Annotated in this window: 18 protein-coding genes; 16 read left to right on the top strand and 2 right to left on the bottom strand. The window is 64.5% G+C overall.

All coding sequences use genetic code 11. The features are described 5' to 3' along the window. Positions 1 to 204: 204 nt before the first annotated feature. The 11 genes from PGC08_RS12855 (at position 205) to PGC08_RS12805 (ending at position 13557) form a co-directional block, all read left to right on the top strand. Positions 205 to 2427: a polyribonucleotide nucleotidyltransferase gene (locus PGC08_RS12855; RefSeq protein ID WP_271708564.1), complete on the top strand. Its 2223-nt coding sequence runs from the start codon at positions 205 to 207 to the stop codon at positions 2425 to 2427. A 68-nt stretch (positions 2428 to 2495) separates the two neighbouring features. Continuing rightward, positions 2496 to 3749, top strand: coding sequence for a M16 family metallopeptidase (locus PGC08_RS12850; RefSeq protein ID WP_009882987.1), 1254 nt, complete (start codon positions 2496 to 2498; stop codon positions 3747 to 3749). A 119-nt stretch (positions 3750 to 3868) separates the two neighbouring features. Then, positions 3869 to 4510 carry a TetR family transcriptional regulator C-terminal domain-containing protein gene (locus PGC08_RS12845; protein ID WP_035278659.1) on the top strand — a complete coding sequence of 214 codons (642 nt, stop codon included), beginning with the start codon at positions 3869 to 3871 and terminating at the stop codon, positions 4508 to 4510. Positions 4511 to 4616: 106 nt separating this feature from the next. Further along, the gene (locus tag PGC08_RS12840) at positions 4617 to 5804 is read left to right on the top strand and encodes a glutamate dehydrogenase (RefSeq protein ID WP_096145834.1); all 1188 of its coding nucleotides are present in this window, start codon (positions 4617 to 4619) and stop codon (positions 5802 to 5804) included. A 4-nt stretch (positions 5805 to 5808) separates the two neighbouring features. After that, positions 5809 to 7923 carry an acetate--CoA ligase family protein gene (locus PGC08_RS12835; RefSeq protein WP_096145833.1) on the top strand — a complete coding sequence of 705 codons (2115 nt, stop codon included), beginning with the start codon at positions 5809 to 5811 and terminating at the stop codon, positions 7921 to 7923. Continuing rightward, the gene (locus tag PGC08_RS12830; RefSeq protein WP_009882983.1) at positions 7920 to 9626 is read left to right on the top strand and encodes a thiamine pyrophosphate-binding protein; all 1707 of its coding nucleotides are present in this window, start codon (positions 7920 to 7922) and stop codon (positions 9624 to 9626) included. Before PGC08_RS12835 ends, PGC08_RS12830 begins: the two co-directional genes overlap by 4 nt. Beyond that, entirely contained in the window at positions 9623 to 10789 is a 1167-nt protein-coding gene (locus PGC08_RS12825; protein WP_009882982.1) for an acyl-CoA dehydrogenase family protein, read from the top strand. The genes PGC08_RS12830 and PGC08_RS12825 overlap by 4 nt, the downstream gene beginning before the upstream one ends. A 199-nt stretch (positions 10790 to 10988) precedes the next feature. Continuing rightward, entirely contained in the window at positions 10989 to 11615 is a 627-nt protein-coding gene (locus PGC08_RS12820) for a superoxide dismutase (RefSeq protein ID WP_009882980.1), read from the top strand. A gap of 121 nt (positions 11616 to 11736) precedes the next feature. Beyond that, positions 11737 to 12309 (top strand): GNAT family N-acetyltransferase, encoded by a 573-nt coding sequence (locus PGC08_RS12815; RefSeq protein ID WP_009882979.1) that lies wholly within the window; start codon positions 11737 to 11739, stop codon positions 12307 to 12309. A gap of 40 nt (positions 12310 to 12349) precedes the next feature. Then, positions 12350 to 13099 (top strand): 4-hydroxy-tetrahydrodipicolinate reductase, encoded by a 750-nt coding sequence (dapB, locus tag PGC08_RS12810; RefSeq protein ID WP_009882978.1) that lies wholly within the window; start codon positions 12350 to 12352, stop codon positions 13097 to 13099. Then, the gene (locus PGC08_RS12805) at positions 13099 to 13557 is read left to right on the top strand and encodes a tetratricopeptide repeat protein (protein WP_009882976.1); all 459 of its coding nucleotides are present in this window, start codon (positions 13099 to 13101) and stop codon (positions 13555 to 13557) included. Before dapB ends, PGC08_RS12805 begins: the two co-directional genes overlap by 1 nt. Here the strand turns inward: PGC08_RS12805 and PGC08_RS12800 are convergent. Further along, the gene (locus PGC08_RS12800; RefSeq protein ID WP_009882974.1) at positions 13523 to 14797 is read right to left on the bottom strand and encodes a heparan-alpha-glucosaminide N-acetyltransferase domain-containing protein; all 1275 of its coding nucleotides are present in this window, start codon (positions 14795 to 14797) and stop codon (positions 13523 to 13525) included. The genes PGC08_RS12805 and PGC08_RS12800 overlap by 35 nt on opposite strands. A 150-nt stretch (positions 14798 to 14947) precedes the next feature. Between PGC08_RS12800 and PGC08_RS12795 the strand changes: the two genes are divergently transcribed. The 4 genes from PGC08_RS12795 to PGC08_RS12780 all read left to right on the top strand — a co-directional run bounded on the left by PGC08_RS12795 (position 14948) and on the right by PGC08_RS12780 (position 20501). Continuing rightward, positions 14948 to 16951 carry an oxidoreductase gene (locus tag PGC08_RS12795; protein ID WP_271708563.1) on the top strand — a complete coding sequence of 668 codons (2004 nt, stop codon included), beginning with the start codon at positions 14948 to 14950 and terminating at the stop codon, positions 16949 to 16951. Between the two features lie 22 nt (positions 16952 to 16973). Beyond that, positions 16974 to 17603 (top strand): TetR/AcrR family transcriptional regulator, encoded by a 630-nt coding sequence (locus PGC08_RS12790; protein ID WP_271708562.1) that lies wholly within the window; start codon positions 16974 to 16976, stop codon positions 17601 to 17603. Between the two features lie 293 nt (positions 17604 to 17896). Beyond that, a complete protein-coding gene (gene dapA, locus PGC08_RS12785; RefSeq protein WP_271708561.1) occupies positions 17897 to 18820 on the top strand; it encodes a 4-hydroxy-tetrahydrodipicolinate synthase in 924 nt (307 codons plus the stop codon). Positions 18821 to 18854: 34 nt separating this feature from the next. Then, positions 18855 to 20501 (top strand): ribonuclease J, encoded by a 1647-nt coding sequence (locus PGC08_RS12780; protein ID WP_271710069.1) that lies wholly within the window; start codon positions 18855 to 18857, stop codon positions 20499 to 20501. Between the two features lie 101 nt (positions 20502 to 20602). Here the strand turns inward: PGC08_RS12780 and PGC08_RS12775 are convergent, their stop codons facing one another. Then, positions 20603 to 22552, bottom strand: coding sequence for an L-lactate permease (locus tag PGC08_RS12775; RefSeq protein ID WP_333937434.1), 1950 nt, complete (start codon positions 22550 to 22552; stop codon positions 20603 to 20605). A gap of 198 nt (positions 22553 to 22750) precedes the next feature. On the opposite strand from PGC08_RS12775, the gene aceB reads away from it, so the two are divergent. Beyond that, entirely contained in the window at positions 22751 to 24355 is a 1605-nt protein-coding gene (gene aceB, locus PGC08_RS12770) for a malate synthase A (protein ID WP_009882965.1), read from the top strand. The last annotated feature ends 56 nt before the right edge of the window (positions 24356 to 24411 follow it).

The following is a 24411-nucleotide window of genomic DNA, read 5'->3' as shown; positions in this document are numbered from 1 at the left end:
TGGACAACCATGCCATGGACGTTTCGGTCCTCGGTAGTGGCTTCCGGAAGAGCACGCATGCGCATGCTGATTCCGTGGGCCCCGATCGATGACCGGCTTGGATCCATGGGGTTGTCCGAGCCAATATCCACCGGATCGACGCGGGCCTCTTTCGCCTTCATTCTTCGAAGGTGTCCGCGTGCCGGTTACAAACAAGGAGAATACGTGGGACTCAACCCTGAATCCGCCGTAGCGCACATTGACAATGGCAGCTACGGTTCACACACCATCCGCTTCGAAACAGGACGGCTTGCACAGCAGGCCGCCGGTTCTGCCGTCGCCTACCTCGACGACGAAACCATGCTGTTCTCGGCCACCTCGGCGGGCAAGAACCCCCGTGAGGGCTTCGACTTCTTCCCTCTGACCGTCGACGTCGAAGAGCGCATGTACGCCGCGGGTCGCATCCCCGGTTCGTTCTTCCGCCGTGAAGGACGCCCCTCGACCGACGCGGTCCTCACCTGCCGCCTCATCGACCGCCCTCTGCGCCCCTCCTTCGTGAAGGGACTGCGCAACGAGGTTCAGGTCGTCGTCACAGTGATGTCGATCCACCCCGACCACATCTACGATGCCCTGGCCATCAACGCGGCCTCGATGTCGACTCAGCTCTCAGGACTGCCCTTCTCCGGCCCCATCGGCGGCGTGCGCATCGCACTCATCGACGACCAGTGGGTTGCCTTCCCGAACCACTCGCAGCTCGACGACGCCGTCTTCAACATGGTCGTCGCCGGCCGTGTCGTCGGTGACGACGTTGCCATCATGATGGTCGAGGCAGAAGCCACCGACAACGCCATCGACCGCATCAAGACCGGTGCCACAGCACCGACCGAAGAGGTCGTGGCCGAGGGACTCGAAGCCGCGAAGCCCTTCATCAGCGAACTCTGCCGTGCGCAGCAGGAGCTGGCCGACAGTGCTGCCAAGCCCACCGTCGCATTCCCAGTCTTCAAGGACTACCAGGACGACGTCTACGAGGCTGTGCGCGAACTCGCCGAAGCCAAGCAGACCGAGAATTTCCAGATCGCTGACAAGCAGGAACGCGAAGCAGCAGGCGAAGTTCTGCTGTCTGAGCTCTTCGACAAGCTCGGCGAACGCTTCGCCGGCCGCGAGAAGGAAATCGCCGGGGCCCTCAACGGCCTGACCAAGCAGGTCGTGCGCAAGCGCATCCTCACCGAGCAGATCCGCATCGACGGTCGTGGTCTCAAGGACATCCGTCCGCTGACCGCCGAGACCAACGTGATCCCACGCGCTCACGGTTCGGCCATCTTCGAGCGCGGAGAGACCCAGATCCTCGGTGTCACCACGCTGAACATGCTCAAGCTCGAACAGCACATCGACTCTCTGTCGCCTGTGACCACGAAGCGCTACATGCACCACTACAACTTCCCGCCCTACTCGGTCGGAGAGACCGGTCGTGTGGGCAGCCCGAAGCGCCGCGAGATCGGACACGGTGCACTGGCTGAACGTGCACTCGTGCCGGTTCTGCCCAAGCGCGAGGACTTCCCCTACGCCATCCGCGAAGTCTCAGAGGCACTCGGATCCAACGGCTCGACCTCGATGGGTTCGGTCTGCGCATCGACTCTGGCCATGCTCTCGGCTGGTGTGCCGCTGCAGGCTCCCGTCGCAGGCATCGCCATGGGACTCGTCTCCGACGTCATCTCTACCGACACCGGTGACCAGACCGCATACGCGGCACTGACCGACATCCTCGGTGCCGAAGACGCCTTCGGCGACATGGACTTCAAGGTTGCCGGTACGCGTGACTTCATCACTGCGATCCAGCTCGACACCAAGCTCGACGGCCTTCCCGCCTCGGTGCTCGGTGCCGCCCTCAAGCAGGCGCAGGAAGCCCGCATGGTCATCCTCGACGTCATCGCCGAGGCCATCGATGCTCCGGCAGAGATGGCTCCGACTGCTCCGCGCATCATCTCGGTGAACATCCCGGTCGACAAGATCGGTGAGGTCATCGGACCCAAGGGCAAGATGATCAACCAGATGCAGGAAGACACCGGCGCTGACATCAGCATCGAAGACGACGGAACCGTCCTCATCGGTGCCACCGACGGAGCAGCCGCAGAGGCCGCCCGCTCGATGATCAACGCCATTGCCAACCCGCAGGTGCCCGAGGTCGGCGAACGTTACCTCGGTACCGTGGTGAAGACGATGAGCTTCGGCGCATTCGTCTCGCTGACACCGGGTAAGGACGGTCTGCTGCACATCTCCGAGCTGCGTAAGCTCAACGATGGCAAGCGCGTCGAGGACGTCGAAGACGTCGTCGGAGTCGGCCAGAAGGTCCAGGTCGAGATCACGAAGATCGACGACCGCGGCAAGCTGTCACTCTCGCCTGTCGGCGACGATGACGAAGAAGCAGAAGAAGAGGAATCAGACAACTGATACTCAAAGATTCTCACACCGGGGAGGGCAGCCGAATCGATCGGTCTGTCCTCCCCGGTGGTTTGACAGTGACCACCGAACACATGCCCGGGCTGGCCTCGGAGACCATCGGCATCTGGGTCGCGGCAGGTTCGCGCGACGAATCGACCGAGACCGCCGGATCGACCCATTTCCTCGAACACATGCTCTTCAAGGGAACGCCGACGAAGGACGCGAAGACAATCGCGGCAGCCTTCGACCGGACCGGGGGAGACTCCAACGCCATCACGGCCAAGGAACTCACCTGCTACTACTCGCGCTGCCTGGTCACGGACCTGTCGGACATCACCTCGGTGCTCGTCGACATGGTCTCGAACTCGAACCTGGACGCCGAGGAGTTCGAACGCGAACGCGGCGTCATCATCGAAGAGTTGGCGATGTCCGCTGACGATCCCGGCGACGTCCTCTTCGATGACTTCGACGAGCTCATCTTCGGCGACCACCCATTGGCACGTCCGGTCGGCGCGACGAAGGACCAGATCCGCGTGCTGGGCCATCACACACTCCTGGACCACCATTCCACGACCTATGTTCCCCCGCGTCTGGTCATCGCCGCCGCCGGCGGTGCCACCCACGACGAAGTCCTGGGCATGGTCGATGACGCATTGGCTCAGGCCGGTGTCGGTTCACAGGCCGGCTCCCACACCTGGGACAGCCCCGCTGCGACAGCAGGCCGGGTGTCCGGCCGCGGCGCACGTGAGGTGCCGACGTTCCACTCGGGTCGCTCACACACGGTCAAGGACACCGAACAGCTGGGAATCCTGCTCGGCTGCGAGGGTCTCGAAGAGGGCCATCCGGATCGCTTCGTCTATTCTGTGCTGCTGACGATGCTCGGCGGAGGAATGTCCTCCCGACTCTTCCAGAGCGTGCGAGAAGAACGCGGTCTCGCCTACGCCGTCAACTGCGTGGCAAGCCAGTTCACCGACTTCGGAACGTTCGGCATCTACGCCGGCTGCACACCCGAGAACGGGCAGGCCGTCGTCGACCTGGCACTGGCCGAATGGAACCGTCTGGCGCAGGAGGTGCCAAGTCGCACCGAGCTGGACGCGATCGTCTCCCAGCTCTCGGGTTCGATGGTCCTCGGACTCGAGTCCTCGGCCGCACGGATGAATCGACTGGCCCGATCGGAGATCTTCGGAATCCCACTCGAATCTCCGCTCGACCTCATCGAACGCGTCCGCTCGGTCACGGCTGAGCAGGTGTCGACGATGGCAGGAGACCTCATGGGACGCCCGAGGTCGCTGTCCCTCGTGGGACCACAGGCTGACGTCGTCCTGCGCTGAGGTTGAGATGACGCTGGCCTGAGGCGATGCCCGCAGGCTCCGAACCGTGAGCATCTAGAATGGCCGTACAACAAGATTCATGTTGTACAGCCATTTCTGTCTGTGTGGGGGAGAGGTTCATGCCGCGAAAGAGAGCATCGGTGCGTCGGGAGGAGATCCTGGCTGCGACCGTGGAGGAAATCGAGAGCACCGGCCTGCGCACCCTCCGGGTCGCCGATGTCGCCGCACGGCTGGGGCTGAGCCCGAGCCTGGTCATCTACCACTTCGTGACGAAGGAAGCACTCGTCGCCGCAGCCTTCGCACACGCCGGGGAGAACGACCTCTATCGCGCGCGTCGACTCGCCGCGACGCAGAAGCCAGCATCGCAGCGGCTCAGAGACGTCGTCCAGTGGTACATGCCGACAGACTCGACGAGGAGCTGGAAGATCTGGATCGACGGGTGGTCTGCCGCACTCTTCGATGATGGGATGAGGTCGACGTTCTCCACCCTCGACCGAGAGTGGAAGACAATACTGTCCGAGCTCATCGTCGCGGGGCTCGAGGCGAAGGAATTCCGATTCAGCCACGTCCGAATGGCCACGGGAGCGTCCGCGAACGGGCCCACAGGCACCACCGTCGCAGAGATGGCCGATGGCTGCGCCACAAGGATCCTCGCGTACCTCGACGGGCTCGCAGTCCAGCTCATCTTCAACCCCGAATCTGTGTCGCCTAAGACCCTGTCCAGTTGGGTCGATGACTTCGTCGCACGCGAATTGGAATGAGTCCGGAACTCTCGCCCAGACGCTCTTGACGCGGCAGTCCTCCGACGGTCAGACTGGTGGTCTGAACCTAACTGAACAGCGATTCAGTAAAACCCTTGGGAGCGACATGTTCATGGACATCACCTGGCAGGATCCGATCACCGGAGCACACGGATTCGTCGTCATCGACACGCTGGTGAGGGGAACAGCCTCGGGCGGGCTGAGAATGCGTCAGGGATGCACTCTCGAGGAGGTGCGGGGGCTGGCTCAGGGGATGACGCGCAAGGAAGCGATCCATCTGCGGCCGGGTCGGCACTACGTTCCCGTCGGCGGTGCGAAGGGCGGCATCGACTTCGACCCACGTGCCCCCGGAGCCACTGACATCCTCGAGAGGTTCCTCGTCGCCGTGAACCCGATCATGGGCGCCTATTGGGCCCTCGGCGAGGACCTGGGCGTACGCCAGAGGGATATCGACGACATCCTTGCCAAGCGTGGGCTCGGCAGTGGCCTGTCGGCCGTGGAGAAGCTGCTGACCGATCCGGAAGCGGCCAGGGCGCGGACGGCCACCGCCTTCTCAACGATCGTCGACGGTCTGGCTCAGGATGAGCTCGTCGGCGGACTGGGAGTGGCCACCTCGGCGATCGCTGCACTCGAATCTGCGGGGAGAGACCCGGCCGACTCGAGCGCAGTGATCCAAGGATTCGGATCGATGGGTGGGACGAGCGCCCGATTCCTCGCCGAGGCGGGAGTGCGCATCGTCGGCATCGCCGATGCCGACGGGTTCGTGTCCAACCCGGCCGGACTCGACGTCGAGGCCCTACTGGACACACGCGATCCCTTCGGCGGCATCGACCGAGCCGCACTTCGTCCCGACGATCTGGACGGTGACCGCGGAGACTGGCTGGCCGCTGACTGCGATGTGCTCGTCCCTGCGGCAGTCAGCTACGCGATCACGCGTGAGAACTGCGAGACCATCACCGCCGGGCTCATCGTCGAGGCCGCGAACATGCCCGTGCTGCCCGATGCGGAAGAGCACCTGCAGGCCCGAGGGGTCACGGTTGTTCCCGACTTCCTCGCGAACTCCGCGACGAATGCGTGGTGGTGGTGGGTGACGTTCGGCGATGTCGACGGCAGCTGGGACGACAGCAGGTCCCTGGTCATCGAGACTCTGCGCGAACTCACGACACAAGTGCTGGGCGAGGCCGGCCGTTTGGGAATCACGCCCCGGCAGGCGGCACAGTCCCGGGTGGATGCGAACCTCGAAGCCCTCCGGGCCCAGCCTGATCAGATGGCCGCAGCGAAGGCAGAGCGTTAGAACCATGGACCGGTTCTTCGACCCCGGCAGCGTCGCCGTCCTCGGAGCCTCGAACGACCCAGCCAAATGGGGATTCTGGCTCTCCGCGGGAGCGTTGAAGGGAACCCACCGCCGCCGGGTCCACCTCATCAACTCACGAGTCGCCTCGATCCAGGGTGAGCCCACCTACTCCAGCCTCGCTGAGCTGCCTGAGACACCGGAGCTCCTTGTCATCTCGATCCCGGGCAACGGGGTCCCGGCCGTCGTCGATGATGCTTTGGCCGCAGGAGTGCGAGCCTTCCTCATCATCTCGGCCAGGGTGCCCGGGGCCGCTGAGGTGGCGCAGCGAATCATCTCCGCAGGTGCCCGCCTCATCGGTCCTTCGTCCTTGGGCGTCGTCGATGCGAGCAATGATCTGCTTCTGGCCTGGGGCAACTTCACCCCCGGATCCCTGGCCGTGGTGACGCAGAGCGGCCAACTGGGAACAGAGATCGCCACCCTCTCCGCACGCAGCGGCCTCGGGATCTCACGCTTCGCCTCCATCGGCGGACAGTCCGACGTCCGGGCAGCAGAGATCCTGTCCTCCCTGGTCGACGATGCCGCCACCACGCAGGTCGTGCTCTACCTCGAGTCCTTCACCGGCGGCAGCGCCCTGGTGTCGGCGATGCAGGCACTGCGTGCGGCGGGCAAGCCCACGATGATCCTCACCACGGGCCAATCGGACGCCGGTGCAAGGCTCGCGCGATCTCACACCGGATCGCTCACCTCGGCGATGGACACGGTCGATGCCGCCTGCCGCGCCGCCGGTGCAATCCGACTCTCGACACCCGGTGAGGCCGTTGAGCTGGCCGGTTTCCTCGCCACGTCCTGGTTGCCTACGGGGAGGAGGATCGCCGTCATTTCCGACTCGGGCGGGCAGGGCGCGATCGCCGCAGACCGAGCCGAGTCCCACGGTCTGCGCGTTCACGTCCTTGACGCCCTCACACGCACCCGGGTCGCAGAGATCCTGCCGCAGGCCGGTCACATCGACAATCCGATCGACCTCGATGGGGCCGGGGAGGCTGACCTGTCCGTGCACTCGCGCCTCGTCGATGCGCTCCTGGCCGATGAGGCCATCGACGCGGTCATCCTGAGCGGATACTTCGGCTGCTACGGCGAGGACATTCCTGCTCTCCTCGATGCGGAGCTGGCCGAGGTGGGCAGGATGGGTGAGACCGTGCGCGGTCATCGCAAGCCTCTCATCGTCCACTCGATGAGTGCCGATTCGCCGGCCGTCGCAGCCTTGTGGGAGAACTCGATACCCGTCTACACCTCGATCGAATCGGTCATGCGCGTCGTTGCCGGAGCCGGGTTCTACGCCTCTCATTCCGGGCGCATCACCGAGGCCCTGGAGCGGTCGGGTCCGGTCACGCCCTGGGGTACCGGGTACGGTGCGGCCCGTGACACGATCAGCGCGGCCGGGGTGCCGGTGCCGCGGGCCCTGACGCTGAGTCGCGGAGCCGAACTCGCCGAGGTGGTGGCCGGCTCGGACCTGACACCGCCGTTCGTACTCAAGGCCTCTTGGCCCGCACACAAGACCGAACTCGGGGCGATCGCCCTCGGCCTGTCCGATGCCGCAGCCCTCGAAGACGCCTACGTGAAGATGGTGGGACGCCTCGGCGAGGGTGAGTACATCGTTGAGGAGATGGACACCCGCGATGGGGCCGTCGAGATCCTGGTCGGCGGGCGCCAGGACGAGAACTTCGGGCCGATTGTGATGGTGGGAGCCGGAGGAACCGAGACGGAGCTCTACGGCGACACCTGGCTCGAGCTGGCGCCGGTCTCGCATGCCGAGGCCCTGGACATGGTCTCCCGGCTCACGTGCTACCGGCTGCTCACAGGATGGCGGGGTCGGCGTGCGACGGACCTCGACGAACTGGCCGAGATCATCGTCTCGGTCTCCCGTCTGATCGCCGGCAGCAACGAGATCCAGGAGATCGAGATCAACCCGGTGCGCGTGACCCCGGATGGGGCATTGGCCGTCGACGCGCTCGTCGTCACGAACCGAGACGACAACGATGGCAGCACCGACAACGACAGCGGCAGCGACAACCCCGACAACGACAGCAGCACCGACAACCCCGACAAGGAGTCACGATGACAGAGGAACAGGCAGAGATCACCGGTGGTGCGCACCTGGCCCGGGCGCTGAGAGCCGAGGGAATCACGCGGGTCTACGGGATCCCCGGGACCCACAATCTCGAGATCTTCGCACAGCTGGCTGCCGAGGGTATCGACATCGTCTCACCGCGCCATGAACAGGGAGCCGGATACATGGCCGACGGCGCGGCCCGCGTCACCGGCGAGGTGCAGGTCGTCATTACGACGACGGGACCGGCGGTGTTCAATGCACTGACCGCGCTGCTGCAGTCCTTCACCGATTCGGTCCCGGTCCTGCTCATCAGCCCAGGTATGCCCCTGACCCATCCCGGACGCGGCAACGGACTCCTCCACGAGGTGCGCAACCAGAGCCAGGCCATCGACGCCGTCCTCGGCGACAGCCACCGGGTGACCAGCCCCGGTGAGGTGTCCCTGGCGGTCGGACAGGCACTCTCACGCATGCGCAGCGGACGATCCCGCCCCGCCTACATCGAGATCCCACTCGACCTCATCGAAGCTACCGGACCCGGTTGCCTGCACCCGGCTCTGGCCCGTCCCAACCCGGCTCCGCAGCCCTCGGCGATCAGGTCCGCCGCCGAGGCGCTGGCAAGCTCCCAGCGTCCCCTTCTCATCGTCGGGGCCGGGGCCCGCAGCGCCGGAGCGGAGGTGGAAGAGCTCTCCCAGGTACTCGGGGCCGGGGTCATCCTGTCCTCGAACGCGAAGGGAACGATCGACGATGAGTTCGTCAACAACCTCGGCGCCATCGGAGTTCTCGAAGCGCTGCCGGAGGTGCTCGGTGCCGCTGATGCCGTGGTGGCCATCGGCACGGAACTGGCTCCCAGCGATTTCTGGCCCGAGCCGTTGCCGCTGCCGCACACGGTCGTTCGCATCGACCTCGACGAGGTGCAGATGCTGCGCAACGCCCGTGTCAGTCACCCGATCCCAGCCGACGCGAAGGACGCAACGATCGCGCTGACGCACCGGCTGCACCAGACCAGGTCGACTGGCCTCACCCGGGCGGCAATCGAGTGGCTGCGCGGCTGGCAGGACACGATCACTGCCGCAGCCAAGACCGAAGGCGCACCCTGGGCACAGCTGTGCGGAGCACTCAACGACTACACCACCTCGGCGACCTCACCTGTCATCGTCGCCGCGGATTCCACAATGTGCTGCTATTACGGAGTGCAGACCGGATGGGCGGCACGCCGAGGAGACCGCTTCCTCTACCCGGCAGGCGCCGGAACCCTGGGATACAGCCTGCCCGCGGGGATCGGTGCGAAACTCGCCGTGCCCGGGGCCAGGGTCGTGGCGATCGAGGGCGACGGGGGAGCGATGTTCACGATCGCCGAACTCGCCGCGGCTGTGCAGGCCCAGGTGTCGATGTCCCTCATCATCGTCGACAACGGCGGCTACGGGGAGATCCGCAACGAGATGGCCGATCGCGGCGATACCCCTGCGGGAGTGGCACTGCTGGGACCCGATTTCCCGGCCCTGGCCGAGTCGATGGGCGCTCGTGGTCTCCACATCGAAACCCAGGAGCAGCTGGCGACGGCACTGCAGGAGGCCGAGGACTTCGCCGGACCCACCCTGATCCACATGACCGAGGACTCCCGCGCGGCCACGGACATGCTGGGTGCGGCCCGGCAGGCACAGAGTTCGCACGAGTCGACACAGAGTTCGCACGAGAAGAAGGACCTGACATGAGCTACACACCCTGGCCGCTGTCCGATGAGCAGAACGACATCATCGAACTGTGCCGGACCTTTGCGAAGGACAAGATCCGACCCGCAGGCCCCGGCGTCGACGAAGCGGACACCGAGTCCCCGGTTGAGTTGTTCCGCGAGGCGGCACGCGTGGGCATCACAGACTTCATGATCCCCGAGGAGTACGGGGGCGGAGGCTTCACCGACGTCTTCACACAATGCCTCGTCCAAGAGCAGCTGTGCTTCGGGGACCCCGGCATCGGCAACCTGCTGTGCTCCAACGGCTTCTTCGCCGATCCGATTCTGGCGCTGGGAACAGAGGAGCAGAAGGAGACCTGGCTGCGCCCTCTGACCGGGCCGGAACCGATGTTCACCGCGCTGGCGACGACCGAACCGGGGTCTGGATCCGACTCCGCCTCGATCACCACCAGGGCAGAGGCTGTTGACGGCGGCTACCTGCTCAACGGACAGAAGGCTTGGATCTCGAACGCCGGACTCGCCGAGGGCTATGTCGTCTTCGCCAAGACCGATCCTGCGCAGCGCTCACGTGGGGTCACCGCCTTCCTCCTGCCCAGGGAAACCGAGGGAATGGAGTTCGGGGCACCGATGAAGAAGATGGGCCAGCGGGCGATCGTGTGCCGGGAGATCTTCTTCTCCGACGTGTTCGTCCCGACCCACAACCGCCTCGGCGAGGAGGGGCGGGGCTTCTACGGGCTGATGCGCACCTTCGACATCTCCCGTGTGGTCCTCGGCGCCGCAGCACTGGGCACAGCCAGAGCCGCCTACGAATACGCCCGCGACTATGCGCGTGAACGCACACAGTTCGGCAAAGCGATCATCGAACACCAGTCCGTGGCCTTCCGGCTGGCAGACATGGCCGCGCGCATCGATGCCGCCTGGCTGCAGGTCCTCAACGCCGCCCGCATGATCGATGCCGGTGACGGCGTGGAGCGGGAGAAGGTCACCGCCTCGGCGGCCATGGCCAAACTGGGTGCCTCAGAGACCGCGATGTTCTGCACCTGGGCCGGAGTCCAGACCCTGGGCGGATGGGGCTATTCGCGTGAACATCCGGTCGAACAGTGGATGCGTGATGCCAAGCTGGAGGAGATCGAGGAGGGGACCTCGGACATCATGCGGCTGCTCATCTCGCGGAATCTGCCCTGACACGGTGGGTGATTTCGTGTGGATGCATTCATGTGGCGTCTGGATGCTTTCGTGCGGTGCCGCGATCTTTTCCGAGGTCACTTGGCGTCATCTGGAATAGTCCTCACGGCTACCGTGTTGTTCGAGATGAGACCCTGCTATAGGGTCGAAATGAAGCCGCCGACTCTGGCGGACATCAATTCTCTTCAGGAGGAATTTCATGGCTGAGCAGTACGTCCTTCCGGAACTGCCCTACGACTACTCCGCACTTGAGCCGCACATCTCGGCTCGCATCATGGAGCTGCACCACGACAAGCACCACGCAACCTACGTCAAGGGTGCCAACACCGCTGTTGAACAGCTGGCAGAAGCCCGCGAAAGCGGAAACCTCGCCAACGTGCCGAAGCTGACCCGCGATCTCGCGTTCAACCTCGGCGGACACGTCAACCACTCGATCTTCTGGAACAACATGTCTCCAGACGGCGGCGACAAGCCCACCGGCGAACTCGCAGCGGCCATCGACGACCAGTTCGGCTCCTTCGACAAGTTCCGTGAGCACTTCACCACGGCAGCCACCACGATTCAGGGCTCCGGCTGGGCCGTGCTCGTCTACGATCAGCTCGGTGGAAACCTCTTCATCGAACAGCTCAAGGACCAGCAGTCGGACATCCAGCTCGGCGGAACCCCGGTTCTTCAGCTCGATATGTGGGAGCACGCCTTCTACCTGGACTATCAGAACGTCAAGCCTGACTACGTCAAGGCCTGGTGGAACATCGTTAACTGGGCAGATGCGGGCGCACGCTTCGACCGCGCCGTGACTCAGACCAAGGGACTCCTGCTCGGCTGATAACCTGACAGACCCTGAAACGGCGGCTCCGACCCATCTCGGCGGGGCCGCCGTTTTCATGTCCGGGGACTGGTCTGCCGACCGTGACAGGTTGCACCCGAGTCCTCGTTAAGCTGGGGCCATGGCCGAATTCCTCAGACGCTGGCACCGCGATGATGTGGACGCTCTCGCCGACATCTATGCCCGGGCCGACACCGACCTCCTCAGCAACATCCCCGACGACCGCTCACCAGCAGGTGTGCAGGCGTGGCTCGATAGGATCCGAAGTGCTGAGGACGAGGGGACCGCTGCGGCCTACGCAATCGTGGCTGGTGACCTGACTCCGGTCGGCAATGTCATGGCAACAGCCATCGAGCAGCGCCATTCGACGGCCTGGATCTCCTACTGGCTCGATCTCAGTGTTCGCGGTCACGGACTGGCCGTGGCCGGATTGCGCAGTCTCATCGACCATCTCCACGACGAACTCGACGTCTATCGCCTGGAACTGGGATACCGCGTGGACAATCCCGCATCGGGCGCAGTCGCCAAGAGCGCAGGATTTACAGTCGAGGGCAGAGAACGCGAGCGCCTTCTCTACGACGGGTTCCGGTTCGACACCGAGGTGTGCGCCCGCCTGCGCGGAGATCAACGAGCCCCAGGTCGTCGGCTGCCGATCACGTCACCTGATGACGGTGACAGCGCCGTGAGTCGTTAGACTGGCCTGCGGAGATCGTCGAGCAAGGAGTTACGAACTTATGAATGCGATTCGGGTAGCCGTCATCGGAGCACAGGGCCGCATGGGCGCCCAAGCTGTCGACGCCATCACCGAGGCCGAGGGCCTCGAACTCGTTGCGACACTGGGCAGCAGCGACTCGCTGGAGAGCCTGCTCGAGAAGAGCATCGACGTTGCGGTCGAACTCACAGTTCCCGCCTCGACGGAGGCGAACGTGCGCTTCCTCGTCGAGCACGACATCGACACCGTGGTCGGAACGACCGGCTGGGACGCTGAGAAGCTGTCCGGTCTCGAAGAGCTCCTGGCCAAGCATGCGGTCACCGCCGTGCTCATCGCCCCGAACTTCTCGATCGGCGCGGTCCTGGCCATGCGCTTCGCTGAACTGGCCGCACCGTACTTCGACTCCGCCGAGGTGGTCGAGATCCACCACCCGCGCAAGCTCGACGCTCCGTCGGGAACGGCCAACCACACTGCGCAGCGAATCGCGGCAGCCCGGAACGATGCCGGCCTGCCTCCGGTACCCGACGCCACCGAAATCGATCCCAACGGTGCTCGCGGCGCAGTCGTCGACGGCATCCACGTGCACGCGATCCGGCAGCAGGGCATGACAGCCTCGGAGGAGATCCACTTCGGTTCCAGCGGCGAGGCCCTGACGATCCGGACGGACTCACATTCCACCTCGGCGTTCATGCCGGGAATCGTCACCGCAGTGCGGTCGATCTCCGACTACACCGGCCTTCTGCACGGCCTCGAGAATATGCTCGACCTCTGATGTCCAAAGGTAAAATCGGGGCGATCGTCGTCTCAGTGGTGCTCGTCTTCTACTTCGTCCTCATGGGGCATCGAGCATGGGTTCTGATCAGGGAACCCGATCTGATTCCACGACTGATGGGCATTGCCCTTTTCGTCCTGCCGCTCGTCGGGGCCTGGACGCTGATCGTTGAACTCACGTTCGGTGCACGGACCGAGAAGCTGGCGCGCATCCTCAAATCAGAGGGAGGACTGCCCGTCGATGATCTTTCGCGAACTCCAGGCGGGAGGATCATCCGCGAATCCGCCGACGAAGCCTTCGGCCAGTACCAGGCCGAGGCAGAGGCGGCACCCGAGGACTGGCGCTCATGGTTCCGCCTCTCCTGTGCCTACGATGCGTGCGGAGATCGCAAGCGCGCCAGATCAACGATGCGCAAGGCTGTCACTATGCATCGGGCGGGTGAGAAGCAGAATTCCTAGCCGGCCCAGGTCCTGGAACCGGCGACGCGGATCGGATGATCGCCGCGACTCCACCCTCAAGCGGGCCATGGGCACCGATCGCCAGCTTCCACATCAGGGCGAAGCCGATGAACACGAGAGCATGCAGACCGAACTCGACGGTCTGCGGCGACATCGCCTCACCTCCGAGCATCGGATTGGCCTCGATCCAGGGGCGAGTGATCTCGAGCAGGACGACATGGGCGGGGTACACGCTCAAGGGCATTGAGCCGGGAGCCGTCAGCGGCGCCAGCACCCAGGTGCTGCGCCCCAGCAGCATCACCAGCGACTGACAGATGACGATGGTCGTCAGCGCGGTCCCTGCCGTGGACAGCAGGTCGAAGGGCGTGCCTGAGTGCGGGCCCGCGATCGCCAGCCACCACCACGACGTCGTCGGCGTCACCCCATAGCTGCCGGTGAACAGCGCCGCATTGAGATCGGTCCCATACAGCTCGGACACCCGAACCAGCACAGGACCGCCTCCAGCGACGTTGATGAGCAGCCAAGAGACTCCCTTGCCGACGAGAAACAGCCCCAGACCCGCGGCGAAGAGGGACATGAGGTGCTTGGCGATGTCGACCTTCGCGACCGCCATCCCCAACAGGATGTAGGACAGCCACTGCAGAATCGGGTAATAGCCGGTGAGCACCAGGTCGTGGAGCATGGTCCCAGGGGTCGCGAAGTCGAACCATGACATCGGTGAATACATCGGCTCCAGGCCGAATTCACTGCGGATGAGCATCGAGAGAACGGGGCTGAGGACCATCCAGGCACCGGCGATGACGAAGAGTGTGCTGGCGCGCAGGCGCAGAAACAGCATCGCAATCGCGAACATGACCCCGTAGTTGACGAGGATGACAGCCAGCAGCGACGAGATCGACCCCAGGCACAGTCCGATTATGACGATCGCTCCCGCCCGGATGAGCACACTGGGCACGGCATCGCGCAGACGCCCCGAAGCTGCCATCCGCGACCGAGTCGAGAGCACCAGCGAACAGCCGGCCAGGACCGCGAACAGTGCCGAGGCACGCCCCGCGAACACGGCGGCCCAGGTCGGGAGGCCCTCGGGACCGGACAAGGCAAAGATGTGCGTGACCATCATCGCGAACAGGGCGATTCCGCGAGCGGCGTCGAGGCCGATGAGTCGGCCGGCGGGGCTCAGGCGATCACGGACCGTTGTACTGCCATCAGTCGCCGAGGTGGGGGAGCGGTGAGTGCTCATGCCTCGATTCTCACATGGTCTGGTCCATCCCGGTTGTACTGAGTCGAGCACTTGGGTGTTCTGAACCACACACTTGGGCCTTCCATCGTTATTAATACCGTGATATGAATTACGTGTCAGGATCCACCCCCACATGTATCAAGGCCGATCATGTCTTCACTGTTCCCTCACCTCTTCGAACCCATCACGCTGGGTGCGAAGACCATCCGCAACCGCATCGTGTCCTCGGGCCACGACACCGTACTCGATGACCACGGGATGATCGGCGACGATCTTGTCGCCTATCACGAAGAGCGGGCCAGGGGCGGCTGCGGACTCATCGTCCTCCAGGTCTCCGGCGTCCACGAAACCGCCCGCTATACGAACCATGTGCTCATGGCCACCGACGATTCCTCGGTGCCCGGATACCGGGCCGTCGCCGAGGCGGTCCACCGTCACGGTGCCACGATCTTCGCTCAGCTCTTCCACCCGGGCCGTGAGGTGATGGACGGCGAGCGCGGCATGGCCCCTCGCGCTGTGGCTCCCAGTGACGAACCGCAGGAGAGGTTCAAGGTCGTCCCCGAGGCGTTGAGCACCTCCGCGATCAAGGACATCATCGCCGGGTATGCCAGTGCTGCGAAGCGCATCGCCGACTCCGGCATCGACGGCGTCGAGATCGTGGCCAGCCATGGGTACCTGCCCATTCAGTTCTTCAACCCGCGAGTGAACACCCGCGCCGATGAGTACGGCGGCAGCCCAGCCAATCGTCGTCGTTTCCTCGCCGAGGTGGTCGCCGGGGTTCGCGAAGCGGTGGGCCCAGACGTCGTGGTGGGCCTGAGGATCTCGGGAGAGGAGAAGACCGAGGGCGGTCTGGTCGCCACCGAGGTGCTCGACCTCATCGGCCACCTCGACGCGATGAAGGTCGCGGATGGGTCAGGCTCCGGCGAGCAGGTGGACTGCCTCGACTACTTCTCGATCACCGCCGGAGACTCCTCGACCCTGCAGGGAGCGGTGCACATCGTCCCCTCGATGCAGATCGACCCGGGCTATGCCGCGACCCTGTCCGAACAGGTCAAGAAGATCACCGACCGACCGGTCATGGTCGCCGGACGGATCAACCAGCCCCACGAAGCAGAGAAGGCCATCGCCGAAGGCCGCACCGACATGGCGATCATGACCCGGGCGATGATCTGCGACCCGGCGATCGCCAACAAGGCCCAACACGACGCCGTGGACGAGATCCGAGCCTGCATCGGCTGCAACCAGGCCTGCATCGGGCACTTCCAGATGGGCGTGCCCATCTCCTGCATCCAATACCCCGAATCAGGTCGGGAGCTGACGTTCCTGCCTCGGCCCATGGTGAGAACCCGACGTCGCGTGCTCGTCATCGGGGGAGGCCCCGCCGGACTCAAGGCGGCAGCGGTGGCAGCCGAACAGGGCGATGACGTCGTCCTCTGTGAACGCGAGCCCCACCTCGGCGGGGCCGTGCTGCTGGCACAGGAGCTGCCCTATCGGTCCGAATTCGGGGGAGCGGCGACGAACCTGAGCGCCGAGGCACGACGCGCGGGAGTCGACATTCGAATGTCGACGCCGGTGACCCAGCAGATTCTCGCCGAGGTTGCACCCGATCACGTGATCGTCGCGACGGGTGCCAAGGAGCGTATGCCGCACCTCGAGGTCGACGATGAGGCGCTCGTCATCGGTGCCCGCGGCTATCTGAGCACCCAGCCGAGTCTGCCTGCAGGCCGTGTGCTCGTCACGGATTGGAAGGGCGACTGGATCGGCCTGGGCATCGCCCTGCGTCTGGCCGAGGCCCGTGTGCCGGTGACACTGGCGACCGCGGCGAACTTCGCCGGAGCCGCAATCCAGCAGTACACACGCACACTGCTCATGTCCCAGGCTCTGCGGGCAGGAGTCGACTTCCTCAACGACGCCCGCCTCGTCGGAGTCGATGCGTCGACCGGCTACCTGCAGTCGACGCTGTGCGAGATCGTCCACGAGGTCGAAGGCGTGGCAGCCACTATCGTCTCCGGGGCACCGCAGTCCGTGATCCCAGATCTCGATTTCGGGTCCGCGAGCGTTGCCACCATCGGGGATGCCGTGGCACCGCGGACGGTGGAGGAGGCGGTCTTCGAAGGGCTGCAGGCCGCGAGCAGTCTGGCCGCAGTCTCGTGAGCATCGGTAGATCGGCATTCTCGTGAGCCCACGCCCTCAGCACTCCGCGACAGAGGTCGCGTCCAGGCGCAGCGCCATCGTCGAATCTGCCCTTGACCAGATTGCCCTGCACGGTCCGGAAGCAGTGCGGATGAAGGACATCGCCGAGGCGGCCAAGTTGTCCGTGGGTACTCTGCAGTACTACTTCGGGTCCCGGGAGTCCCTGCTCGTCCACGCCTTCTCGACCCACAGCAGCAGTGTCGTCGACGCCATCGCGGGTCTCACGCAGGAGCAGGGGACAGCGTGGGAAAGGCTGCAGTCGAGTCTGCGCGCCGTCCCGAGGATCGGTGACCTGCAGCGGCGCTCGCAGGTGTGGATCGAACTCGTCGCCGCCTCGCCCCGCAACGAGTACCTGCGAGACTCGGTCGACGCGATCTTCGACACATGGAGTGCCCACTTCCGGGCGCTGATCGCCATCGGCATCGACGACGGGAGCTTCCGGCCGTACGCCGATGTGGATCTCATCGTCGACACTCTCATCGCGGTCATCGACGGCTTCGATGTCGGCGTGGCCGCTGGTCGCAGTGCCGCGATGTCCGAGCGGATCGCGGCATCCCTCGAACTCACCGCCGGCCGGCTGCTGGGCGTCGACGATAGGGCCGCAGCCCGCTGACGCCGGCTCTGCTGCCGCTGGCAACGCCGCAGCCACCGCTGACGCCCGCTCTGCTGCCGCTGGCAACGTCGCAGCCACCACTGGCAACCCCGCGGCCGTTGCAGAGGTCAGAGCCCGGTCGGTGTGATCTGTCTCTCGTGGCCTCGCCGCCTTGTATGGTCGAAGCTGAATGTCGCGCACGCCGCCGATGAGCGGCATGCGGCCACGGGTGACAGGAGGCGATAGGGAAATGCACTGGTGGCGCGCGGATGGCCACTGCCGCAGTGATGAGCTGTGCGCGGTATCCTTTTCGTATGGCGATTCTCGGTGACAACGCAGCAGCCGCTGCAATTGATGCGTTCGGTACGGTCGGCACGGCGATGGTGACGCCGTTCAAGGACGACGGAACCATTGATTATCCTGCCGTGGAGAAGGTTGCGAACCACCTTGTCGACCTCGGCAACAACATGCTCGTGGTGTCCGGAACCACCGGCGAATCACCGACGACGACCGATGATGAGAAGATCGAACTGCTCAAGGTCGTCCGCGGTGTCATCGGCAACCGGGCGAAGATCATTGCGGGTACCGGCAACAACGTCACCTCGCACACCATCGATCTGTCCAAGCGCTCGGCCGAGGCCGGTGCGGATGGAATCCTCATCGTCACGCCCTACTATTCGAAGCCGACACAGCCGGCCATTGCCGCCCACATGCGCGCAGCCGCCGACTCCACCGACCTTCCCGTCATGCTCTACGACATCCCGGGACGATCGGGCGTGCCGATTCGGACGGAGACTCTCCTCGAGTTGGCCGATCACCCCAACATCCTCGCGGTCAAGGACGCCAAGGGCGACCTCTTCGCCTCGGCGCAGGTGATGAACCGCAGCTCCCTCGTCTACTACTCGGGTGAGGACGCGCTCAACCTTCCGCTGCTGGCTCTGGGTGCCCTCGGCGTCGTCTCCGTTGCCGGCCATGTCTGCACACCGCGGTTCGCTGACATGGTCGACGCCGTGGCGAACAACGACCTCACCACCGCCCGCGCGATTGCCCATGAAACGGCAGACATGGTCGACGCGCTCATGAATCACATGCCGGGAGTCATCTCGGCCAAGGCCGCACTACAGGCCCAAGGAATACTTGACAACCGCGGTACGCGAATGCCGCTGCTCCCAGCAGATGATGAGCAGATGGCCCTCGTGTCCGCCCAATTGACCAGGAGTGGTTACCTCAGTGAATAATGCATTGACTCAAGAACTGAAGCTTCCGCCGAAGATGGACGCGGAAGCCGTCCGCATCGTCGCCCTCGGCGGCCTCGGCGAAGTCGGCCGCAACATGACCGTGTTCGAATACCACGGCAAGCTGCTCATCGTCGACTGCGGCGTCCTCTTCCCGGAGGAGGATCAGCCCGGCGTCGACCTCATCCTTCCCGACTTCGCCTACCTCGACGATCGCCTCGACGACATCGTCGGCCTCGTCCTCACCCACGGGCACGAAGACCACATCGGAGCCGTGCCCTACCTGCTTCGCCGCAAGGCCGATATCCCGATCCTCGGTTCGAACCTGACGATCGCTCTCATCGAGGCCAAGCTCAAGGAACACCGGATCAAGCCGATCACCCGCGTGGTCAAGGAGAACGACCTCGATCAGCTCGGTCCCTTCGACCTCGAGTTCGTCGCCGTCAACCACTCGATTCCCGATGCTCTCGCGGTCTTCATCCGCACCGGTGCGGGCAACATCCTCCACACCGGCGACTTCAAGATGGACCAGCTCCCGCTCGACGGCCGGATCACGGACCTGCGCGCCTTCGCCCGCCTCGGCGAGGAAGGCGTCGACCTGTTCATGACGGACTCGACGAACGCGGAGGTCCCCGGATTCACCGCTCTGGAGAAGGACATCGGGCCGGTTCTCGAGAACCTCTTCGGTCACGCCGAGCGCCGGGTCATCGTCGCCTCATTCTCCTCACACATCCACCGCGTCCAGCAGGTGCTCAACGCCGCAGACGCGCACGGTCGCAAGGTCGCACTCGTCGGCCGTTCGATGGTGCGCAACATGAAGATCGCCGAAGACCTCGGCTACCTTGAGGTCCCGCGGGGTGCTCTCATCGACATCAAAGAGGTCGACAAACTTCCCGATGACCAGGTCGTGCTCATGTGCACCGGTTCGCAGGGTGAGCCGATGGCGGCCCTGTCACGCATGGCCAACCGCAGCCACCGCGTCGAGGTGGGCGACGGCGACACCGTCATCCTCGCCTCCTCACTCATCCCCGGCAACGAGAACTCCGTGTTCAAGGTCATCAACGGACTGATGAAGCTGGGCGCCCAGGTGATCACCAAGGCAGACGCCAAGATCCACGTGTCCGGACACGCCTCCGGCGGCGAGCTGCTCTACTGCTACAACATCGTCAAGCCCCGCGGAGTCATGCCCGTCCACGGTGAATGGCGACACATGCTGGCCAACGCCAGGCACGCCGAGGCGACCGGAGTGAACCCGGACAACATCGTCCTCGCCGACGACGGCTGGGTGGTCGACCTCAAGGACGGCCACGCCGAGGTTGTTGGTGCGGTGGACTGCAACTTCGTATTCGTCGACGGCTCCTCGGTCGGCGAGATCACCGAGGCGGACCTCAAGGACCGTCTCGTGCTCTCGGGCGAAGGCTTCGTCACGATCTTCATGGCCATCAACAGCCAGTCCAAGTCCCTCATTGCCGGTCCCGAGATCCATGCCCGTGGTGTGGCCGAGTCCGATTCTGTCTTCGACTCGATCATGCCGAAGGTCACGAAGGCCGTCGAGGATGCACTCAAGGACGGCAACACCGACCAGTACCAGCTGCAGCAGGTCGTGCGCCGCACTGTGGGACGCTGGGCGTCCTCGAAGCTGCGTCGCAAGCCGATGATCGTCCCCATGGTCGTCATCGTCTGAGTTCGTTCGACCACGCACATACAGTTCGCCCGCGGTGGACCCTCACAGGAGGGTCCACCGCGGGCGAAGTGCATCTCAGGGCCCGGCCGGAGGTCGTCGCCTCAGTCCTCGACTGCCTTCTCCTTGGGTCGTGGCGTCTCGGCCACGAGTTCCTTGCCCGGTGACTTCCGGGCGAGGACGACGGCAACGATGAGTCCCACAAGGACTGCACCGAAGACGATCGTTCCCGAATTGAACCCGAGTCCGTTGATGCCGATGAAGGCCAGAGCACCGGCGGTCAGGGAGTAGACGAGCATCGGAATGGAGGTGCGCCTGATGAGCTCTCCTTCACGCCCGACCAGACCGACCGTCGCCGAGGCGGCGACGACATTGTGGACGGCGACCATGTTTCCGGCCGCTCCGCCCACGGCCTGCGCGGCGACGACCGTTTCGGGACTGGCAGCCCCGATCGCCGATCCGGTGGAGAACTGGAACTGCGAGAACATGATGTTCGAGACCGTGTTCGAACCGGCGACGAAGGCGCCCAGGGCACCGACGAACGGAGCCAACAGCGGCCAGCCGCTGCCGACGGTACTCGCGGCCGCCTCGGCGAGGGTCACCGGCATCGAATCCAGACCGGAGGCGTTGTAGTCGCTGCCGGAGTTGATGAACACGCGCACCAAGGGCAGTGAACACAGCAGCGCCACGGCGGCGCCGGCGATCTGCGAACCCGCGATCTTCCACGAACCGGCGATCTGCGAACCGGTCATTCGGTGGATGAGGTAGGTGCAGAGGCAGGCGATGACGAAGATGAAGCCCGGGGACCACAGGAGGTCCATATCCGAACTGATCGCGGTGCCGAAGATCTCCTTGATCTTGATGACGGCAGGCCCGGTGAGGAATTCCTTGACCGGGGGCACGTTGCGAGTGAAGAGCAGGAGCGCGACCACGATGAGGTAGGGCGACCACGCGCGGATCATCGACATCTTCTTCGTCAGCTCCGCTGCCTCATCGGCCGGGTCCACGGTGCCCATCCAGTGTTTGGGCCACATCTCACGCGGGGCGAAGTCCCAGGTCTTCTTCGGCATGAGGAATCCGGCTTTGCTGGCCGAGACCACGATCGCCAAACCGACGAGGCCGCCGATGAGCGAAGGGAATTCAGGCCCGAGCAGGTTGGCCACGAGGAGGTAGGGCACGATCATGGCCAGGGCCGAGAAGATAGCGAACGGCGCGATCGCCAGACCGTCGGCGAAGCGCCTGTTGCGGCCGAAGAATCCGGTCATCAGGCAGGACAGCAGAAGCGGGATGAGGATTCCGCAGATGCCGTGCATGAGGGCGACCTGGGCGGCAGTGTGGGCGATGAATTCGGATTGGCTGAGACCGAGTTCGGACGCTCTTGCCGCGACATCGGCAGACATGCTGCCGTCTTCCTTCGACAGCCCGGTGCCGATTCCGACGATCATGGGTGTTCCCACAGCACCGAAGCTCACCGGTGTGGACTGGATGATGAGACCGGCGAGGACCGCTGCGATGGCGGGGAAGCCGAGGGCGAGTAGCAGCGGTGCAACCACTGCGGCGGGTGTGCCGAAGCCGGCTGCGCCTTCGATGAAGGAACCGAAGAGCCAGGCGATGATGATGACCTGGACACGTCGATCCGGAGAGATCGAGACGAAGCCGGCGCGAATCGTCTGGATTGCTCCCGATCGTGTGACGGTGGCCAGGAGCAGGAGGGCGCCGAAGACGATCCACAGCAGCCCGATCGCGGTGAGCAGGCCTTGGACCACCGAAGCGCTGATCGTCACCCAGTCGATCTGCCACGCGAAGTTCGCGACGAGTGCGGCAGCGACCAGGCCGATCGGCATGGCATATTTCGCGGACCAGCGAAACCCGATGAGCAGGATTCCTGCCAGGAGGATGGGGGCGAGCGCAAGAAGCGCCGCGACAGCGAGGTTGTCCATCGTGAATCCGATCCGCGGCATCGTTGCCGCTTGGTCGAGGAGTCCGCCCATCTCTGATCGGTTGATCAGCAGACGATGTGGTGCCGACTCCGCAAACGAAGTACCTGGCTTCATCGTGCCTGGTGGATTGTTGTACCGTCAAGGGAATCCTGCGTCTCACCTCGAGGGAAGCGTTTGACGAGATGTGCATCACCTCCTATTCTTTTCGTTGTGTGAACAATAAATTTCACGATGTGAAAGTTTCGCAGGCTAAACCCCGTTGCCAGCGATCAGCGATGCACTAGTGAAAGTGCCGAATAAGGAGAACCACCGATGACTGCTCAAATCGAGAATCTGGATATTCCAGAAGGCATGGAGATCACCGGCGAACTGCCGGACGGGGCAGAGAAGGTGCTCACCCCGAAGGCCCTCGAACTCATCGTCGAGCTGAACCGGAAGTTCAATGGGGTCCGCCTCGAACGACTGGAGGCTCGCAAGGAGCGCCAGGCGCAGATTGCCGCCGGCGCTGATCTGGACTTCCTCCCGGAGACCGCTGAGATCCGCAATGATCCCAGCTGGCAGGTCGCACCGCCGGCCCCGGGTCTCGAAGACCGTCGCGTCGAGGTCACCGGCCCCACCTACAAGAAGATGACGATCAACGCCCTGAACTCCGGCGCCAAGGTGTGGCTGGCCGATCAGGAAGACGCAAACACCCCGCAGTGGGATTCGGTCATCGGCGGCCAGGTCAACCTGCTCGACTCCCTGACCCGCGAGATCGACTTCACCTCACCAGAGGGCAAGTCCTACACGCTGGCTCCCGACGAGGAACTGCCGACCATCGTCGTGCGTCCTCGCGGCTGGCACATGCCGGAGAAGCACATCCTCGTCGACGGTGAAGAGGCCTCGGGCTCCCTCGTGGACTTCGCCCTCTACTTCTCCACCGCCGGGCAGATCCAGATCGAGAAGGGCAAGGGTCCCTACTTCTACCTGCCGAAGATGGAATCCCACCTCGAAGCGCGACTGTGGAACCAGGTCTTCGACCATGCCGAGGACGCCTTCGGCCTGGCACGCGGGACCATCCGCGCCACCGTGCTCATCGAAACCTACCCGGCCGCCTTCGAGATGGAGGAGATTCTCTACGAACTGCGTGAGCACTCCTCAGGTCTCAACGCCGGCCGCTGGGACTACATCTTCTCCGTGATCAAGAACTTCCGGTCCCGCGGCTCTGACTACCTGCTGCCCGACCGTTCGGATGTCACGATGACGGTGCCGTTCATGCGCGCCTACACCGAACTCCTCGTGCGCACCTGCCACAAGCGCGGTGCCCACGCGATCGGCGGCATGTCCGCCTTCGTTCCCTCCAAGGACAAGGACGAGAACGAGGCCGCCTTCAACAAGGTCCGCGAGGACAAGTCCCGTGAGGCCAGCAAGGGCTTCGACGGCTCCTGGGTCGCCCACCCCGGCATGGTCGCCCTCTGCAAGGAGGTCTTCACCGAGACACTGGGTGAGAACCCCAACCAGATCGAGAACAAGCGCGAAGACGTCTCCGTCGCCGCCGCCGATCTCCTCGACGTGAAGTCGACACCCGGCTCCATCACCGAGGCCGGCCTGCGCACCAACGTCAACGTCGGCATCCAGTACCTGCGCGCCTGGCTCGAAGGCAACGGTGCGGTCGCCATCCACGGACTCATGGAGGACGCGGCCACCGCCGAGATCTCCCGCTCCCAGGTATGGCAGTGGATGGACGCCGGAGTCGAACTCGACACCGGAGTCACCGTCACCGGCGACCTCGTCCGCCAGATCGTGTCCGAAGAGGTCGCGAAGCTGCCCGGTGAGGAAGCGGACTGGAAGGACGCCACCGACACGTTCCTGTCAGTGGCCGTCGCCGACGAATACGTCGACTTCCTGACCCTGCCGGCATACGCCCGTATGCCCTGAGTTTCGGTCCCCTGAGTCTCCACGGTTCAGGAGTCTCACCAGGTAAGAACGCCGTC

This window comes from Brevibacterium sp. BDJS002 (assembly GCF_028201555.1).
Classification (GTDB): domain Bacteria; phylum Actinomycetota; class Actinomycetes; order Actinomycetales; family Brevibacteriaceae; genus Brevibacterium; species Brevibacterium aurantiacum.
Note: the sequence above shows the minus strand (reverse complement) of the source record. Positions and strands in the feature narration are given on the sequence as shown.

What these genes read in the sequence shown, in the direction of transcription:
- PGC08_RS12845 (WP_035278659.1), top strand. Translation starts at nt 3,869, where the DNA reads ATGCCGCGAAAGAGAGCATCGGTGCGTCGGGAGGAGATCCTGGCTGCG.
- PGC08_RS12840 (WP_096145834.1), top strand. Translation starts at nt 4,617, where the DNA reads ATGTTCATGGACATCACCTGGCAGGATCCGATCACCGGAGCACACGGA.
- PGC08_RS12835 (WP_096145833.1), top strand. Translation starts at nt 5,809, where the DNA reads ATGGACCGGTTCTTCGACCCCGGCAGCGTCGCCGTCCTCGGAGCCTCG.
- PGC08_RS12830 (WP_009882983.1), top strand. Translation starts at nt 7,920, where the DNA reads ATGACAGAGGAACAGGCAGAGATCACCGGTGGTGCGCACCTGGCCCGG.
- PGC08_RS12825 (WP_009882982.1), top strand. Translation starts at nt 9,623, where the DNA reads ATGAGCTACACACCCTGGCCGCTGTCCGATGAGCAGAACGACATCATC.
- PGC08_RS12820 (WP_009882980.1), top strand. Translation starts at nt 10,989, where the DNA reads ATGGCTGAGCAGTACGTCCTTCCGGAACTGCCCTACGACTACTCCGCA.
- PGC08_RS12815 (WP_009882979.1), top strand. Translation starts at nt 11,737, where the DNA reads ATGGCCGAATTCCTCAGACGCTGGCACCGCGATGATGTGGACGCTCTC.
- dapB (WP_009882978.1), top strand. Translation starts at nt 12,350, where the DNA reads ATGAATGCGATTCGGGTAGCCGTCATCGGAGCACAGGGCCGCATGGGC.
- PGC08_RS12805 (WP_009882976.1), top strand. Translation starts at nt 13,099, where the DNA reads ATGTCCAAAGGTAAAATCGGGGCGATCGTCGTCTCAGTGGTGCTCGTC.
- PGC08_RS12800 (WP_009882974.1), bottom strand. Translation starts at nt 14,797, where the DNA reads ATGAGCACTCACCGCTCCCCCACCTCGGCGACTGATGGCAGTACAACG.
- PGC08_RS12795 (WP_271708563.1), top strand. Translation starts at nt 14,948, where the DNA reads ATGTCTTCACTGTTCCCTCACCTCTTCGAACCCATCACGCTGGGTGCG.
- dapA (WP_271708561.1), top strand. Translation starts at nt 17,897, where the DNA reads ATGGCGATTCTCGGTGACAACGCAGCAGCCGCTGCAATTGATGCGTTC.
- PGC08_RS12780 (WP_271710069.1), top strand. Translation starts at nt 18,855, where the DNA reads ATGGACGCGGAAGCCGTCCGCATCGTCGCCCTCGGCGGCCTCGGCGAA.
- PGC08_RS12775 (WP_333937434.1), bottom strand. Translation starts at nt 22,552, where the DNA reads ATGAAGCCAGGTACTTCGTTTGCGGAGTCGGCACCACATCGTCTGCTG.
- aceB (WP_009882965.1), top strand. Translation starts at nt 22,751, where the DNA reads ATGACTGCTCAAATCGAGAATCTGGATATTCCAGAAGGCATGGAGATC.